Below are 15,186 nucleotides of genomic sequence, written 5' to 3'. Positions count from 1 at the left end.
GGAGCTTCACCATGTTCGAACCCGGCCACCTGCACCGTGCCAGCATTCCCGGGCTGCCCAACCAGCCGGAGTTCTCCATCGACCTCTATTACGAGGTCCGGCGTGATGCGGAGGAAGGCACCATGCTGCACTTCCGCATGGTGGGCGTGATCAATGGCGTGAGCTTCGAGGAAACCTTCGAGCTGCACCGGGACACCGCCTTCAACTTCGCCAGCGTCGCCACCCGCATTGCCAACAAGCACGGGCTGCACACCAGCGTCGGGCCGATCGTGCACAACCACCAGGAGTTCGATGCGATGTTCGAGGACATCCGTCAGAAGCTGGGGGCGGAACCCGGCGAGCCGGTGAACCTGGATCACCTGCAGAAGGACGGCCTCTGACCCATATCGGTGCGCACTCCTGGTGCGCACCGTTACCTTTTCGCACCGTTGAGGTGCATTTTTCCTGCTGGGTGACACACCGATTTCCGGGGCGGTGCACGGCCTGGGCAGCCGGTTAAGATAGGCGCTTCCGCCCGACTGGAGCTCAGCATGTCGTTACCCCGCATCGCCTTCGCCGGCATCGGCCTCATGGGCCTGCCGATGACCCGCCGCCTGCTGGCCGCCGGCTTCCCCCTCACGGTCTGGAACCGGACTCCCGACAAATGCACACCCCTGCTGGAGCTCGGTGCACGCCGTGCCGAAACCCCGGCCGAGCTGTGTACCGAGGCCGACATTCTCATGCTCTGCCTGGCCGACACGGCCGTGGTGCGTGAGGTGGTGTTCGGGCCGGGCGGCGTGGTGGAAGGGGCGCGGGCCGGGCAGGTGCTGGTGGACTTCTCCAGCCTCGAACCGGCGGCGACCCGCGAGATGGCCGCCGAACTGGAGCGACGTACCGGCGTGCACTGGATCGATGCACCGGTTTCCGGTGGCACCCCGGGTGCCGAGGCCGGCACCCTGGCGATCATGGCCGGTGGCCGCGAGGAGGATGTGGAGCGGGTGCGCCCCGTGCTCGCGCACCTGGGGCAGCGTCTGACGCGTATGGGCGAGGTCGGTGCCGGCCAGGTGACCAAGGTCTGCAACCAGATGATCGTCGCCTGCAATGCCCTGGTGATTGCCGAGGTGGTGGCCCTGGCGGAGAAGGCCGGGGTCGATGCCAGCCTGCTGGCACCGGCACTGGCTGGCGGCTTCGCCGACTCGCGGCCCTTGCAGATCCTGGCGCCGCAGATGGCCGAAAGCTGCTTCGAGCCGGTCAAATGGCATGTCCGCACTTTGCTCAAGGACCTGGACACCGCCACCCGCCTGTCCCGCGAGGAGGGCAGCGCCACCCCCATGAGCGGGCTCGCCGCGCAGCTCATGCGCCTGCATGGCAGCCAGGGCAACCTGGAGCGCGACCCCGCGACCCTGATCGAACTCTACCGAGAGGAGCACCCATGAAGGTTTCCGCCAACCTGTCGCTGCTGTTCACCGAGCTGCCCCTGATCGAACGCATCGGCGCTGCCGCCGAGGCGGGTTTCGACGGCGTGGAGATCCAGTTCCCCTACGAGCTGCCTGCCGGCGAGCTGAAGGCCGCCCTGGACCAGGCCGGCCTGCCGCTGGTGCTCATCAACCTGCCCGCCGGCGACCTGATGCAGGGCGGCGCCGGGCTGGCTGCCGTGCCGGCCCACCAGGACGCCTTAGACGCCGCCCTGCGCCATGCCTACACCTACGCCGCGCTGGTGCAGCCGCAGTGCGTCAACGTACTGCCCGGGCGCCTGGCCAATGGCGTGTCGCGACCCGAGGCGCTGGCCACGCTGGTGGCCAACCTGCGCAAGGCCGCCGACACCTTCCACCCGCTGGGCATCCAGGTGCTGGCCGAGGCGATCAACCCCTTCGACATGCCGGGCTTCCTCATCAACACCCCCGAGCAGTTGCTGGAGCTGGTGCGCTCGGTGGAAAGCCCCAACTTCGCCGCCCAGCTGGACCTCTATCACCTGGCCCGCCAGCAACTGGACCCGGTCGTGGCCATCCGCCTGCTGGGCGACGCCATCGGCCATGTGCAGTTCGCCGACCACCCCGGACGCGGCGCCCCTGGCAGTGGTGAGCTGGATTTCGCCCCGGCGCTCGCCGCCCTGGCCGAGGTGGGATACGCCGGCTGGTTGGGCGCCGAGTATCGCCCCGGCGGGTCGACCCGCGACGGGCTCGACTGGTTGCCGCGCTTCAAGGCCGCGTGACCGAATGGGCCGGCCTCAGGCGAAGTTGAGGGCCGGCCCCTCGCCCCACTCCTCCAGCAGCGGACGCAGGTCCGCCAGCAATCGGGGGCGACTCAGCAGGTAGCCCTGGATGAAGTCGCAGCCCAGCCCGCGCAGCAACTCCAGCTGCGCCTCGCTTTCCACCCCTTCGGCCACCACCTGCAGGCGCAGGGTGCGGGCCATGCCGATGATGGCCTGGACGATCTCCATGTCCGCGTGGGCGTGGGGCAGGTCCTGGATGAAGCAGCGGTCGATCTTCAGCGTGTCCAGCGGCAGGCGCTTGAGGTAGGCCAGGGACGAATAGCCGGTGCCGAAGTCGTCGATGGAGACGGCCACCCCCTGGTCGCGGATGCGCTGCAGCAGGCGCAAGGCCTGGTTGACGTTGCTCATCAGCGCGTTCTCGGTCACCTCCAGTTCCAGCCGGTTGGCGGCCAGCCCCGACAAGGCCAGGGCCTCGGCCACGCGGTCTGCGAGTTCGTCCTGGCACAGGTTCAGGGCCGAGCAGTTGACCGCCACCCGCAGGCCGTCGTGCCCCAGCTCTGCCAGCTCGCGGCAGGCACGGCGCAGCACCCAGGCGTCCAGCTCGGTGATGAAGCCGTTGGCCTCGGCAATGCCGACGAACCGGTCCGGCGTCAGCAGGCCATGCTGCGGATGACGCCAGCGCACCAGGGCCTCCAGCTTGCCCAGGCGGTTGCCGGCCAGGGCGAGGATGGGCTGGTAATGCAGCTCCAGCTCACGGTCTTCGGCCAGGGCGCGGCGCAGCTCTTCCTCCAGCTGCAACTCGACGGTGGCCTTGTGCTTCAGGTGGCGGCTGAAGAAGTGCAGGTTGTTGCGGCCGCTGCCCTTGGATTGGTACAGCGCCAGGTCCGCGTGCTTGAGCAGTTCCTCGCAGCTCTCGCCGTCCTCGGGGAACAGGCTGATGCCGATGCTGGTGGTCATCACCATCTTCCGTCCGGCCAGCTCGATGGGCTCCTTGAGCGCCTGCATCACCCGCTGGGCCAGCACCCGTGCCTCTTCCGGGCGGTGCAGGCCGGCGAGGATGCAGAACTCGTCGCCGCCCAGCCGGGCGATCAGGTCCTCGTCCCGCAGCATCGCGGCAATGCGCTCGGCCACGGCCTTGAGCAGGGCATCGCCGGCATCGTGGCCGAGGCTGTCGTTGATCCGCTTGAAGTGGTCGATGTCGAGGAACATCACCGCCAGCGACTGCCGGGTGCGGCCGTGGATCGCCAGCCGCTCGGCGAACACCTCGTTGAAGGCCCGGCGGTTGGGCAGGTTGGTCAGCGGGTCGACATGGGCGACTTTCTGCAACACCGCCTTGGCCTGGTCCAGTTGCTTGAGCAGGCTGCCGACGCGCTCCAGGTCCTGGTCGCGGCGCTGCAACTGGCGATCGGCCCAGGCGGCGCCGAGGCCGAAGAACAGGCTGAGGAAGGCGATCAGTCCGACGCTCACGGCCATCGCCAGGTTCTGCGCGGGGGGCTGCAGGTGCAGTTCGATGCCGGGGGGCACGGTCAGCTCCAGCGCCCACATGCCGGTGAAATGCATGGAAACGATGGCCCCGCCCATCACCAAGCTGGCCGGGATGCGCAGGCGGTGGTTGAGGCTGTCGTCGCGGCCACGGAAGAACACCGCCAGCATCAGCGCCACCAGGCTGGTGACCACGGCCACGTCGATGGAGAGCATGAACAGCTCGGGGCGGTAGGTCTGGGTGGCTTCCGAGCGGATCGCCGCCATGCCGGTGTAATGCATGCAGGCGATGCCCAGGCCCAGGGTCAGCGAGCCGGCCAGGTAGTGCCGGGGCCCCAGTTGCGGGTGACCCAGGGTGCGCATCGTCGCCAGGGAGACGCCGATCACCACCAGCAGGGAGAGGGCAGTCACCAGGGCGTCGTAATGCAGCACCACCGGCGCTTCGAAGGCGAGCATGGCGATGAAGTGCATGGACCATATGCCGCCGCCCAGGCACAGCGCGCCGATCCAGTACCAGCGTCGTCGGGCTGCCGGGTCGGCCACGTTGGCCACGCGCTCGCCCATGCTCAGCGCGGTGTAGGCGGCGGCGCTCGCCACCAGGAAGGCCAGCAGCACCAGCCAGCCGTTGTGGGTGCAGTCCAGCAGGCGCACCTGTCCCTCGGGGAGTTCGTTGCTGATGCGCAACCCGAGCCATTCCATTGCCTGTTGCCTCCGCGACGGGGCGTGCCGATCCGTTTGAGTATCGGCCAGCCCCATCCACCCGCCACGGCTGCCGGGCGCCGGACGACGAGTGGTCGGGGAGGGCGCCATCGTTCGCCATAACCAGCGCGAATGTTCGCAGACAGCCGCAAGGCGAGCCTCTAGATTCGGCCTTACAAGCCCGGCAGGCGGTCTGCCGGGTCACCAACAACAAAGAGACCGACCCATGCAGCCTTCTCCGCAAGCGGCCAATGCCTGGCGCGTGCTGTTCCTGTTGTTCCTGGCCAACCTGTTCAACTTCTTCGATCGCACCATCCCCGCGATCATCATCGAGCCGGTGCGCCACGAGTGGAGCCTGAGTGACTTCCAGCTGGGGCTGATCGGCACCGCCTTCACCCTGGTCTACGCCGTGGCCGGCCTGCCCCTCGGGCGCATGGCCGACACCGGCTCGCGGAAGAAGATCATGGGCTGGGGCCTGGCGGTGTGGAGCGGGCTGACGGCGGTGAACGCCCTGGCGTGGAATTTCTGGAGCTTCCTGCTGATCCGCATGGGGATCGGCATCGGCGAAGCCAGTTATGCCCCGGCGGCCAACTCGCTGATCGGCGACCTGTTCCCGCCGAACAAGCGCGCCCGCGCCATGGGCCTGTTCATGCTCGGCCTGCCGCTGGGGCTGCTGCTGGCCTTCTTCACCATCGGTGCGATGGTGCAGGCCTTCGGCAGCTGGCGGGCGCCCTTCGTCATCGCGGCGATTCCGGGGCTGATCCTCGCGGTGTTCATGTTCTTCATCAAGGAGCCGCAGCGCGGCGCCGCCGACAACCGCACCCAGGACCAGACGCCGCTGGACCGCCCGCTGCGCCGGGTGCTGTCGATCCGCACCTTCTGGTGGCTGACCCTGGCGGGGCTGACCTTCAACTTCGCCACCTACGCCTGCAACTCGTTCATGGTGCCGATGCTGCAGCGCTACTTCCTGATGTCCCTGCAGGGGGCTGCCGTCGCCACCGGCATCATCGCCGGCCTCACCGGGCTGGTCGGTTTGACCCTGGGCGGCTGGCTGGCGGACAAGGCCCACGAGAAGTCCGAGCGCGGCCGCCTGCTGCTGGCCACCGGCAGCCTGCTGGTGGCGACCCTGGCCACCGGCTTCGCGCTGTTCTCCGGGCGCATCGAGGTGGGGGTGTTCGTGGGCGTGTTCAGCATCGGCTGGCTGTTCGCCTACACCTTCTACACCTGCGTCTACACCGCCATCCAGGACGTGGTGGAGCCGCGCCTGCGGGCCACGGCCATGGCGCTGTTCTTCGCCGGCCTCTACCTGCTGGGCGGTGGCCTGGGGCCGGTGGTGGTGGGGCTGCTGTCGGACCACTTCGCCCATGCGGCGATGTATGCCGCCGGTGCCAGCGAGATGACCGAGGCCTTCAAGGCCGTGGGCCTGCACGATGCCATGTACCTGATCCCGGTAGCCCTGGGGCTGACCACCCTGGCCCTGTTCCAGGCAGCGCGCTGCTTCGGGCGGGACGCCCGGCGCATGCGCGAGGGGCAGCAGCCGGCGGGGCAGGCCGCGCTGGCCTGATACCGCAGAAACGAAAAAGCGCGCCGAGGCGCGCTTTTTCGTGGGCGGGGTTTGCTTAGCCGGCGACCAGTACCCGGATGGACTCCAGCCGCAGCGCGGCCTTCTCCATCAGCGCCAGGCCTTCTTCGCGCTGACGGCGCAGGGCCTCGATCTCGCTGTCGCGGACGCTGGGGTTGACCGCCTTGAGCGCTTCCAGGCGCGCCAGTTCTTCCTCCAGCTCGGCCGCGAGGCGCTTGGTGGCCTCGGCCACGCGGGCGTCGTGGCGCGGGCGGATCTTGGTTTCGGCGACCTGGATCTGTGCCGCGAGCACGTCGCGCTGGGCCTGGACGAACTTGTTGGCACTGCCGCGCGGCACGCTTTCCAGCTGGTCGTTGAGGGTGTCGAAGGCCACCTTGGAGGCCAGGTCGTTGCCGTTGGCGTCCAGCAGGCAGCGCAGCGCGGCCGGCGGCAGGAAGCGGCTCAGCTGCAGGCTGCGCGGCGCCACCACCTCGCTCACGTAGAGCAGCTCCAGCAGCACGGTGCCGGGCTTGAGGGCCTTGTTCTTGATCAGCGCGACGGCGGTGTTGCCCATGGAGCCGGACAGCACCAGGTCCATGCCGCCCTGGACCATGGGGTGCTCCCAGGTGAGGAACTGCATGTCCTCGCGGGACAGGGCCTGGTTGCGGTCGTAGGTGATGGTCACGCCTTCGTCGTCGCCCAGGGGGAAGCCGGCGTCGAGCATCTTCTCGCCGGGCTTGAGCACCAGGGCGTTCTCGGAGTGGTCCTCACTGTCGATGCCGAAGGCGTCGAGCAGGGACTCCATGTAGATCGGCAGGGCGAACTCGTCGTCCTGCTCGAGGATGGCCTCGACCAGCGCACGGCCTTCACCGCCGCCGTTGGAGTTCAGCTCCAGCAGGCGGTCGCGGCCGGAATGCATCTCGCTTTCCAGGCGCTTGCGCTCGGCTTCGGCTTCGCTCAGCAGCGCACCCCAGGTGTCTTCGTCGGCGTCTTCCAGCAGCGGCAGCAGGCGCGGGCCGAACTGGTGCTGCAGGGCGTTGCCGGTGGGGCAGGTGGCGAGGAAGGCGTTCAGCGCGCGGTCGTACCACTGGAACAGGCGCTCCTGGGGGCTGTTCTCCAGGTAGGGCACGTGCAGCTGGATGGTGTGCTTCTGGCCGATCCGGTCGAGGCGGCCGATGCGCTGTTCCAGCAGGTCCGGGTGGGCCGGCAGGTCGAACAGCACCAGGTGGTGGGCGAACTGGAAGTTGCGGCCTTCGGAGCCGATCTCGGAGCAGATCAGCACCTGGGCGCCGAATTCCTCGTCGGCGAAGTAGGCCGCGGCGCGGTCGCGCTCGAGGATGCTCATGCCTTCGTGGAACACGGTGGCGGGAATGCCGGAGCGCACGCGCAGGGCGTCTTCCAGGTCGAGGGCGGTCTCGGCATGGGCGCAGATCACCAGCACCTTGAACTTCTTCAGCATCTTCAGGGTGTCGATCAGCCACTCGACACGGGGGTCGAAGCGCCACCAGCGCTCGCTGTCGTCGACCTCGCCCTGCTGGGCCTGGAAGCTGACCTCGGGGTACAGGTCCGGGTGGTCGCCCACCGGCAGCTCCATGTATTCGCTGGGGTTGGGCAGCGGGTAGGGGTGCAGCTGGCGCTCGGGGAAGCCCTGGACGGCGGCGCGGGTGTTGCGGAACAGCAGGCGACCGGTGCCGTGGCGGTCCAGCAGCTCGCGCACCAGGCGTGCGGAGGCGTCGCTGTCGCCTTCGGCGACGGCGGCCAGAAGGGTTTCGCCTTCGCTGCCGAGGAAGTTGGCGATGGTGGCCCGCGCTTCGGCGGACAGGCGGCCCTCGTCCAGCAGCTCCTGCACCGCTTCGGCGATGGGGCGATAGTGGGCGCTCTCGGCACGGAAGGCTTCTAGGTCATGGAAGCGGTTGCGGTCCAGCAGGCGCAGGCGCGCGAAGTGGCTTTCCTGCCCCAGTTGCTCCGGGGTCGCGGTCAGCAGCAGGACGCCGGGGATGACCTCGGCCAGTTGCTCCACCAGGCGGTACTCGTCGCTGGCGTGCTCGGGGTGCCAGACCAGGTGGTGGGCTTCGTCCACCACCAGCAGGTCCCAGCCGGCGGCGAAGGCGGCATCCTGGGCGCGCTCGCTGTCCTTCAGCCATTCCAGGGACACCAGGGCGAGCTGGGCATCCTCGAAGGGGTTGCTGGCATCGCTCTCGGCGAAGCGCTCGGCGTCGAACAGCGCAACCTGCAGGTTGAAGCGGCGGCGCATCTCCACCAGCCACTGGTGCTGGAGGTTCTCCGGGACCAGGATCAGCACCCGGCTGGCGCGCCCGGAGAGCAGCTGGCGGTGGATCACCAGGCCGGCCTCGATGGTCTTGCCCAGGCCCACTTCGTCGGCCAGCAGGACGCGGGGCGCGATGCGGTCGGCCACTTCGCGGGCGATGTGCAGCTGGTGGGCGATGGGCTGGGCGCGGGCGCCGGACAGGCCCCACAGCGAGGATTGCAGCAGGCGGCTCTGGTGTTGCAGGGTGTGGTAGCGCAGGCCGAACCAGTTCAGCGGGTCGATCTGCCCGGCGAACAGGCGGTCGCTGGCCAGGCGGAACTGGATGAAGTTGGACAGCTGGGTTTCCGGCAGGGTGCGGGCTTCGTTCTGGGCCGTGATGCCGTGGTAGACCAGCAGGCCGTCGACGTCGTCGACTTCCTGCACGGTGAGCTTCCAGCCCTCGAAGTGGGTGATCTCGTCACCCGGAGCGAAGCGCACGCGGGTCAGCGGGGCGTTGCGCAGGGCATACTGGCGCGTCTCGCCGGTCGCCGGGTAGAGCACGGTGAGCAGCCGCCCGTCGGATGTCAGGATGGTTCCGAGGCCCAGTTCAGCCTCGCTGTCACTGATCCAGCGTTGCCCCGGTTCATACTGCTGCGCCATGCGTGTCTCCCGCCATGCAAAAAAGCCGGCTAGTTTAGCGGAACGCGTGGCCAAGAGCGACGGAACTTGCGTTCCCGTTTGCGGTAGAAGTGTAGCGAGGTCGCTAAAGGTGTGGCCTGTGTTGCCGACAGGTTGAATGACAGAGGGTCTGACCATGTTGCCGCCGATCCCCCACAGCCTGGTTCCCGTGACCGCCCAGCAGGACGTGGCCAAGCCACGTCCCGACATTCCCCCCGTGGCGCCAGCCCAGGAAAGCCAGCACGAAAGCGAAGTCGGGCTGGACCGCCGTCACCCGCAGGAGGCCGAGGAGATGCTCCGCGAGGAGCAGCGCCGCCGCCAGCGCCGGGGCTACACCCCCGAGCAACTGGCCGAGGGCGAGGTGAAGCCGGCGGACGAGGAGGTGATCGACACCCTTCCGCGCCAGGGCCTCTGGGTAGACGTCGAGGTCTGACGTCGTGGGAGAATGTGTCCCCCTGTTTGCGCAATCGGTCATCCCATGAGCCTGTTCGACGACCTGCCCCTTGAGCTGCCGGACGCCTGCCTGCGCCATGAGCGCCACTGGCTGGCGGTGGAGGAAGCCGACGAATGGCTGGCCGGGCTGCTGGCGGAGACGCCCTGGGAGCAGCCGGTCGTGCACCTGCACGGCCAGGACTACCGGGTGCCCCGGCAGGTGGCCTGGTACGGCGACCCCGAGGCGAGCTACCGCTATTCCGGCCTGGTTCACCGCCCGCTGCCCTGGACGCCCCTGCTGGCGAAAATCCGCCAGCGCGTGCAGGAAGAAGTGGGGCAGCCCTTCAACGGCGTGCTGCTGAACCTCTACCGGGACGGCCAGGACTCCATGGGCTGGCACAGCGACGACGAGCCGGAACTGGGGCCCGATCCCACCGTGGCGTCGGTGAACCTCGGTGGCACCCGGCGCTTCGACCTGCGCCGCAAGGGCAGCGGGCGCATCGAGCATTCGCTGGAACTGGCACACGGTGCGCTGCTGGTCATGAGCGGGCCGACGCAGCATCATTGGCAACACCAGGTGGCCAAGACCCGGGCCGCCTGCCAGCCACGCCTCAACCTCACCTTCCGCTGGATCCGCCCATGAGCAATGACGACAAGCTGATCGATTTCGGCGCCGAGCGCGACAAGCGCATCCATGACCTGCACGAGAAACGGCTGGTGGACATGCGCCAGGCCTTCGAAAAGGCGCTGCCGCTGGGCAAGGCGAAGAAGAACCGCAGCAAACCGAAGAAGCGCTGAACGCCAACCTGAACGGCCCGTCATGGGCTGCGGTCAGAGTGTCGCCCGGTGCCGGCTGGGATATTTTCGACGGACGAAAAAAAGGGCGACCGAAGTCGCCCGAGGTGCCTTGCGTGCCTGTGTACCTGGAGAACTCGACTTACGCTTTCTTGTCGCGCTTGTGAGAGTCCTTCCAGATGAAGTATCCGACGCCACCGAAGAAGGCGAGCATCAGGCCAACAGTGCCGATACCGGCTAGAACCACAACATCGACGAACATAAGGGCCTCCTGCGTCTGGCGTCTTGTTTCGATGGGTCAAAGGTAGACCCGGGCCAGGGGGCCGAAATTGATCTGGATCAATGGCCGCAGGGCCCGTCCCGCAAGGTCTGCGGGTAACTGATCCAGGTCAATTTTCCAGGGGGTCCCCTGCGCCGGATGGGGCATTTCAGAGCCTTTCGACAGGGAAGGAGAGGGGGGAGATGATCAGACGAATCCAGGGCCGTGCCGTACAGGCGGGCGGCCGCCTATGCTTGCCGCACCTCTTCCAAGGTTCCCGACGTGCGTGAAACCCTGAAGGCCTTCCTCGCCCCCGACCTCCCGGCCCTGCAGTTCGCCATCAAGACATTGCTCGGGGGCGGCCTGGCGCTCTGGTGTGCGCTGCGCTTCGGCCTGGAGCAGCCGCAATGGGCGCTGATGACGGCCTTCATCGTGGCCCAGCCGCTGTCCGGGATGGTGGTGCAGAAGGGCCTGGCGCGGCTGCTCGGCACCCTGGTAGGGACCACCATGGCCGTTGTGATCATGGCGCTGTTCGCCCAGACGCCCTGGCTGTTCCTCTTCGTCCTGGCCACCTGGCTGGCGCTGTGCACGGCGGCCTCCACCATGCTGCGCAGTGCCTGGTCGTACGCCTTCGTCCTGGCCGGCTACACGGTGGCCATCATCGGCCTGCCGGCCATCGCCCACCCGCTCAATGTCTTCGACCAGGCCGTGGCCCGCTGCACCGAGATCTGCCTCGGCATCCTCTGTGCCACCGCCACCAGCGCGCTGATCTGGCCGCAGCGTGTGGAGCGCCAGCTGGTGCGCCAGGCCACCGAGGCCTGGGAGAGCGGCATCCGTGCGGCCCGCTCGGCCCTGGACGGTGCGCCCTACGAGCGCCAGGGGCTGCTGGGTGTCCTGGGGCGCCTGGTGGCCGTGGATGCCCAGCGCGAGCACGCCTGGTTCGAAGGTGCGCGCGGCCGGCGTCGTGCCGCTGCCTTGCGGGTGCTCAGCCGCGACCTGCTCAGCGTGCTGCGGCTGGCGCGTGGGGTGGCACGCCAGTGGCGGCAGTTGTCGGACGACGAGGCTGAGCGTCTGGCCCCCTGGCTGGAGGCTGTGCGACAGGCGCTGGAGTCACCCGATCCGGCACGCCTCGAAGCCCTGGGGCAGCGCCTGCTGGAGGCGGCCGAATCCCCCGAACTGAGCGTAGTGCAGCAATACTGCCTGGGGCGCCTGGCGGTCACCCTCCGCCAGGTGCGGGCCGCCGCCGCAGCGCTGGAGGCCGTTGAGCGTGGCGCTCCCACCGAGGACAGTTCGGCGCCCCTGTCCTGGCACCACGACCTGCCCACGGCCTTGCTCTACGGCTCCCGCAGCGGGCTGGCCTTCCTCGGGCTGGCGACCTTCTGGATGGCCACCGCCTGGACCTCCTCCATCGGCGCGCTGACCCTCACCTGCGTGGTCTGCAGCCTCTTTGCCAGCCGCGAGAACGCTGCGCAGATCGGCCTGATGTTCCTGCGTGGCATCCTCTATGCGCTGCCGGTGGCCTTCTTCATCGGCCAGGTGGTGCTGCCCCAGTTCAGCGGCTTCCCGCTGCTCTGCATGGCCCTCGGCGTGCCGCTGTTCTTCGGCACCCTGGGCATGGCGCGGCCGGCCCTGAGCGGCACGGCCACCTCGTTCTGCCTGCACTTCATCGTGCTGTGCGCACCGCAGAACACCATGCACTTCGACGTTGCGGTGTTCCTCAACGAAGCCCTGTCCATCCTGCTTGGGGTCGGTTTCGCCGTGCTGGTGTTCCGCCTCATCGTGCTGACCCACCCCGGCTGGCATGGCCGGCGGCTGCTGCGGGCCACCTTCAGCGACCTGGGCCGGCTCACCCACCGCACCCTGGCGGGGGCGGAGAACTGGTTCGGCGGGCGCATGGCCGACCGCCTGCTGCAGCTGGCCCGACACTACCCGGCGCTGCCCAGCCAGTCTCGCAACCGTTGGGACGACGGCATCACCAGTCTCGACATCGGTGACGAACTGCTGCACCTGCGCCGTTGCCTGGCCGTGGGGGAGCGCTCCCTCGGCGCCTCCGAGGCGCGCTTTCTCGAACGGATCGAGCCACTGCTGGAGCAGGGGCCGGCGCCGGAGCGGGCGGATGCGATGGACGCGCCGTCCGAACAACTGATCCAGGCCCTGCGCGAGGCCGGCAACAGCATCGACCGGCGGCTGGCCCTGGCGGCCTTGCTGCAGTTGCGGCAGAGCTGGCGGCAGTGGTGTGAACAACAGGAGGCGAGCTATGGGCTTGCGTGAATGGTCACTGGGCGGCGTATTGCTCAGCCCGCTGCTGATCTACGCCCTGGCGGCGCTGCTGGTGACCGGCGTGCTGCGCCTGGCGCTGCAGCGGCTGGGCCTGGCGCGCTGGATCTGGCACGAGGCGCTGTTCGATACCGCTCTCTATGTCTGTGTACTGTCGGTGCTGGTCGCCATCTTCGGGCACTGGTGAAGGAGAAAACCATGGGTTCCACCTTGCGTGTCGTTGTCACCCTGGCGCTGGTCGCCGCAGCCGTTGTGGGGGGCTACAGCCTCTGGCAGCACTACATGCTCGCGCCCTGGACGCGGGACGCGCGCATCCGCGCCGACGTGGTGGTGATAGCACCGGACGTGTCCGGCTGGGTGGTGGACCTGAAGGTCCGCGACAACCAGCAGGTGAAGGCCGGGGACCTGCTGATGACCATCGACCGCGACCGCTACGAGGCCGCCCTGGAAAAGGCCCGCGCCGTCGCCGAAACCCGCCAGCAGCAACTGCGCCTGCGTGAGCACGAGGCCTCGCGCCGCGCCAGCCTCGGCCCCCAGGCCATCAGCGCGGAGCTGCGGGAGAACGCCCAGATCACCGCCGACATCGCCCGGGGCGAATACCGCCAGGCCCAGGCCGACGTGAAGGTCGCCGAGTTGAACCTGGCCCGCAGCGAAGTCCGTGCCCCGCGCAGCGGCCAGGTCACCAACCTGCGCCTGGCCCAGGGCAACTACGCCAGCGCCGGGCAGCCGGTGATGGCACTGGTGGACGACCAGTCCTTCTACGTGCAGGCGTACTTCGAGGAGACCAAGCTGCCCGGCATCCGTGTCGGCGCACCGGTGGACATCTGGCTGATGAGCGCCGGCCAGCCGCTCAAGGGCACGGTGGAAAGCGTCAGCCGCGGCATCACCGACCGCAACGCCAGCCCGGACGGGCAACTGCTCGCCAACGTCGAGCCCACGTTCAACTGGGTACGCCTGGCCCAGCGCATCCCGGTACGGATCAAACTCGACCCGGTGCCGGATGACATACAGCTCAGTGCGGGGATGACCGCCAGCGTCACGGTCGGGGATCAGCCGCAGGCGCAGGACTAGCCGGAAGCTCCCCCGGAACGAAAAAGCCCGGCGATTGCCGGGCTTCTCTCATCAGGGCTGCGGGGTTCAGCCGATGGTGATCGGCGGCAGCTCCGGCAGCTCGATGGCGAGCGATTGCTTGGGCGCCAGTACTTCGGCCTCGCCGTCCACCACCTGCTCGGCGTTCTGGTTGAACACGCGGGTGGCGATGCGCACGCGGTTCTTCGGCAGCTTCTCGAGGATCTCCAGTTCCACGGTCAGGCTGTCGCCCAGCTTCACCGGGCGGGTGAACTTCAGTTGCTGGCCCAGGTAGATGGTGCCCGGCCCGGGCAGCTCGCAGGCGATGGCCGCGCTGATCAGGGCGCCGCTGAACATGCCGTGGGCGATGCGTTCCTTGAAGACCGTACCGGCCGCGTACTCGGCATCCAGGTGCACCGGGTTGCGGTCGCCGGACAGGGCAGCGAACAACTGGATGTCACGCTCCTCCACCTGCTTCGCGTAGCTGGCCTTCTGGCCGACTTCGAGGGCGTCGTAGGTGAAGTTGGTTACCTGGCTCATGGCGTCTCCTTGTTCGGTTGGCAGGCTCGACCCTGGGCGAGGGCGTGCCCCAGCCAGTCGAGCAGATGATTCGTCACCTCGTCGCGGTTGGTCTCGTTGAACAACTCGTGGCGGGCGTCGGGGTAGATCCTCAGTTGCACGTCGCGCACACCAGCCGAGCGCAGGGCATTGGCCAGGTCCTCCAGGCGCTTGCCGTCGCTGACCGGGTCGCACGCGCCGCCGATCACCAGCAGGGGCAGGTCCGGGTCGATCTGCGCCAGGTGGCCGATGGGCGTGATGTTCTGAAGCCCGCCGAGCAGGTCGAGCCACAACTGGTTGGTGCAGCGGAAGCCGCAGAGGCTGTCGTTGACGTACTTGTCCACCTCGTCCGGGTCGCGGCTGAGCCAGTCGAAGGGCGTGCGGTTGGGTTTGAAGGCCTTGTTGAACGAGCCGAAGGAGAGGAACTCGATCAGCGCGCTGCGGCCGTTCGGGCCCTGGCGCCAGCGTTCCAGTCGCGCCACCACGGCAGCCGCGCGGTACAGCCCCACCGGCTGGTAGTTGGAGCCGGAAAGGATGGCCCCCTGCAAGCTGCAGCTGTGCCGCATCAGGTAGCCCTGGGCGATGTAGCTGCCCATGCTGTGGCCGAGCAGGATGATCGGCGTCTGCGGGTGTTGCTGGCGGATGTGGTGGTTGAGGGCCGCGAGGTCGGCGATCACCTTGTTCCAGCCGTCGTGCTCGGCGTACAGGCCGAGGATGCCGTGCTGGGCGGTGCGCCCGTGGCCGCGCTGGTCGTGGGCGTAGACCTCGACGCCCGCCGCCACCAGCGCCGCTGCCAGCCGCGCGTAGCGGCCGCTGTGCTCGGCCATGCCGTGGGCGATCATCACCACCGCCCGGGGTGGCTCCTCGCCGCTCCAGCGGTTCACGTAGAGCGGGGCGGCATCGCTGGCGGTGAGCCAGAAAGCGTCGTGGCGCATGGC

15 protein-coding genes are annotated in these 15,186 nt (G+C 68.5%); 10 read left to right on the top strand and 5 right to left on the bottom strand.

Features of this window, described 5'->3' with window-relative positions:
• Positions 1 to 11: 11 nt before the first annotated feature.
• The 3 genes from BM198_RS08185 to BM198_RS08175 all read left to right on the top strand — a co-directional run bounded on the left by BM198_RS08185 (position 12) and on the right by BM198_RS08175 (position 2,191).
• Positions 12 to 380, top strand: a complete 369-nt coding sequence (locus BM198_RS08185; protein WP_044413417.1) for a DUF5064 family protein — start codon at positions 12 to 14, stop codon at positions 378 to 380.
• A 150-nt stretch (positions 381 to 530) separates the two neighbouring features.
• Complete coding sequence (locus tag BM198_RS08180; RefSeq protein ID WP_074969149.1) at positions 531 to 1,415, top strand: NAD(P)-dependent oxidoreductase; 885 nt, start codon at positions 531 to 533, stop codon at positions 1,413 to 1,415.
• Entirely contained in the window at positions 1,412 to 2,191 is a 780-nt protein-coding gene (locus tag BM198_RS08175) for a hydroxypyruvate isomerase family protein (RefSeq protein WP_074969147.1), read from the top strand. The genes BM198_RS08180 and BM198_RS08175 overlap by 4 nt, the downstream gene beginning before the upstream one ends.
• A 15-nt stretch (positions 2,192 to 2,206) precedes the next feature.
• Here BM198_RS08175 and BM198_RS08170 read toward each other — a convergent pair whose 3' ends face one another.
• The gene (locus tag BM198_RS08170) at positions 2,207 to 4,372 is read right to left on the bottom strand and encodes a putative bifunctional diguanylate cyclase/phosphodiesterase (protein ID WP_074969145.1); all 2,166 of its coding nucleotides are present in this window, start codon (positions 4,370 to 4,372) and stop codon (positions 2,207 to 2,209) included.
• A gap of 226 nt (positions 4,373 to 4,598) precedes the next feature.
• Between BM198_RS08170 and BM198_RS08165 the strand changes: the two genes are divergently transcribed.
• A complete protein-coding gene (locus tag BM198_RS08165) occupies positions 4,599 to 5,936 on the top strand; it encodes a spinster family MFS transporter (protein WP_074969143.1) in 1,338 nt (445 codons plus the stop codon).
• 55 nt (positions 5,937 to 5,991) lie between these two features.
• On the opposite strand, the gene rapA is transcribed toward BM198_RS08165, so the two are convergent.
• Positions 5,992 to 8,841 (bottom strand): RNA polymerase-associated protein RapA, encoded by a 2,850-nt coding sequence (gene rapA / locus BM198_RS08160; protein ID WP_044413428.1) that lies wholly within the window; start codon positions 8,839 to 8,841, stop codon positions 5,992 to 5,994.
• Between the two features lie 154 nt (positions 8,842 to 8,995).
• Between rapA and BM198_RS08155 the strand changes: the two genes are divergently transcribed.
• The 3 genes from BM198_RS08155 to BM198_RS30125 are packed head-to-tail and all read left to right on the top strand — an operon-like array spanning position 8,996 to position 10,089.
• Entirely contained in the window at positions 8,996 to 9,292 is a 297-nt protein-coding gene (locus BM198_RS08155) for an aspartate-semialdehyde dehydrogenase (RefSeq protein WP_074969141.1), read from the top strand.
• A 45-nt stretch (positions 9,293 to 9,337) separates the two neighbouring features.
• Positions 9,338 to 9,934 (top strand): alpha-ketoglutarate-dependent dioxygenase AlkB family protein, encoded by a 597-nt coding sequence (locus tag BM198_RS08150; RefSeq protein WP_074969139.1) that lies wholly within the window; start codon positions 9,338 to 9,340, stop codon positions 9,932 to 9,934.
• The gene (locus tag BM198_RS30125; protein WP_164707288.1) at positions 9,931 to 10,089 is read left to right on the top strand and encodes a hypothetical protein; all 159 of its coding nucleotides are present in this window, start codon (positions 9,931 to 9,933) and stop codon (positions 10,087 to 10,089) included. Before BM198_RS08150 ends, BM198_RS30125 begins: the two co-directional genes overlap by 4 nt.
• A gap of 139 nt (positions 10,090 to 10,228) precedes the next feature.
• Here the strand turns inward: BM198_RS30125 and ccoM are convergent, their stop codons facing one another.
• Positions 10,229 to 10,348 (bottom strand): cytochrome c oxidase subunit CcoM, encoded by a 120-nt coding sequence (ccoM, locus tag BM198_RS30630; protein WP_044413434.1) that lies wholly within the window; start codon positions 10,346 to 10,348, stop codon positions 10,229 to 10,231.
• A gap of 279 nt (positions 10,349 to 10,627) precedes the next feature.
• Here ccoM and BM198_RS08145 point away from each other — a divergent pair, with 279 nt between their 5' ends.
• From BM198_RS08145 to BM198_RS08135, 3 genes are read left to right on the top strand one after another with little or no spacing between them, the layout of a single operon-like run.
• Positions 10,628 to 12,616, top strand: a complete 1,989-nt coding sequence (locus BM198_RS08145) for an FUSC family protein (protein ID WP_074969137.1) — start codon at positions 10,628 to 10,630, stop codon at positions 12,614 to 12,616.
• Entirely contained in the window at positions 12,603 to 12,809 is a 207-nt protein-coding gene (locus tag BM198_RS08140) for a DUF1656 domain-containing protein (protein WP_074969135.1), read from the top strand. The genes BM198_RS08145 and BM198_RS08140 overlap by 14 nt, the downstream gene beginning before the upstream one ends.
• Positions 12,810 to 12,820: 11 nt before the next feature.
• The gene (locus BM198_RS08135) at positions 12,821 to 13,693 is read left to right on the top strand and encodes an efflux RND transporter periplasmic adaptor subunit (RefSeq protein WP_074969133.1); all 873 of its coding nucleotides are present in this window, start codon (positions 12,821 to 12,823) and stop codon (positions 13,691 to 13,693) included.
• A 66-nt stretch (positions 13,694 to 13,759) separates the two neighbouring features.
• Here the strand turns inward: BM198_RS08135 and BM198_RS08130 are convergent, their stop codons facing one another.
• Positions 13,760 to 14,230 carry a MaoC family dehydratase gene (locus BM198_RS08130; RefSeq protein ID WP_074969131.1) on the bottom strand — a complete coding sequence of 157 codons (471 nt, stop codon included), beginning with the start codon at positions 14,228 to 14,230 and terminating at the stop codon, positions 13,760 to 13,762.
• Positions 14,227 to 15,183, bottom strand: a complete 957-nt coding sequence (locus BM198_RS08125; RefSeq protein WP_074969129.1) for an alpha/beta hydrolase — start codon at positions 15,181 to 15,183, stop codon at positions 14,227 to 14,229. Before BM198_RS08125 ends, BM198_RS08130 begins: the two co-directional genes overlap by 4 nt.
• Positions 15,184 to 15,186 lie beyond the last annotated feature (3 nt).

The organism is Metapseudomonas otitidis (genome assembly GCF_900111835.1).
Taxonomy (GTDB): domain Bacteria; phylum Pseudomonadota; class Gammaproteobacteria; order Pseudomonadales; family Pseudomonadaceae; genus Metapseudomonas; species Metapseudomonas otitidis.
The sequence above is the reverse complement of the archived record's forward strand: the minus strand, read 5'-3'. Positions and strand labels throughout refer to the sequence as shown.

Bases quoted from the DNA above. Each gene is read 5' to 3' on its own strand.
- BM198_RS08130 (WP_074969131.1), bottom strand. From the start codon at position 14,230: ATGAGCCAGGTAACCAACTTCACCTACGACGCCCTCGAAGTCGGCCAG.
- BM198_RS08170 (WP_074969145.1), bottom strand. From the start codon at position 4,372: ATGGAATGGCTCGGGTTGCGCATCAGCAACGAACTCCCCGAGGGACAG.
- BM198_RS08165 (WP_074969143.1), top strand. From the start codon at position 4,599: ATGCAGCCTTCTCCGCAAGCGGCCAATGCCTGGCGCGTGCTGTTCCTG.
- BM198_RS08180 (WP_074969149.1), top strand. From the start codon at position 531: ATGTCGTTACCCCGCATCGCCTTCGCCGGCATCGGCCTCATGGGCCTG.
- BM198_RS08150 (WP_074969139.1), top strand. From the start codon at position 9,338: ATGAGCCTGTTCGACGACCTGCCCCTTGAGCTGCCGGACGCCTGCCTG.
- BM198_RS08125 (WP_074969129.1), bottom strand. From the start codon at position 15,183: ATGCGCCACGACGCTTTCTGGCTCACCGCCAGCGATGCCGCCCCGCTC.
- BM198_RS08135 (WP_074969133.1), top strand. From the start codon at position 12,821: ATGGGTTCCACCTTGCGTGTCGTTGTCACCCTGGCGCTGGTCGCCGCA.
- rapA (WP_044413428.1), bottom strand. From the start codon at position 8,841: ATGGCGCAGCAGTATGAACCGGGGCAACGCTGGATCAGTGACAGCGAG.
- BM198_RS08155 (WP_074969141.1), top strand. From the start codon at position 8,996: ATGTTGCCGCCGATCCCCCACAGCCTGGTTCCCGTGACCGCCCAGCAG.
- BM198_RS30125 (WP_164707288.1), top strand. From the start codon at position 9,931: ATGAGCAATGACGACAAGCTGATCGATTTCGGCGCCGAGCGCGACAAG.
- BM198_RS08140 (WP_074969135.1), top strand. From the start codon at position 12,603: ATGGGCTTGCGTGAATGGTCACTGGGCGGCGTATTGCTCAGCCCGCTG.
- BM198_RS08175 (WP_074969147.1), top strand. From the start codon at position 1,412: ATGAAGGTTTCCGCCAACCTGTCGCTGCTGTTCACCGAGCTGCCCCTG.
- BM198_RS08185 (WP_044413417.1), top strand. From the start codon at position 12: ATGTTCGAACCCGGCCACCTGCACCGTGCCAGCATTCCCGGGCTGCCC.
- ccoM (WP_044413434.1), bottom strand. From the start codon at position 10,348: ATGTTCGTCGATGTTGTGGTTCTAGCCGGTATCGGCACTGTTGGCCTG.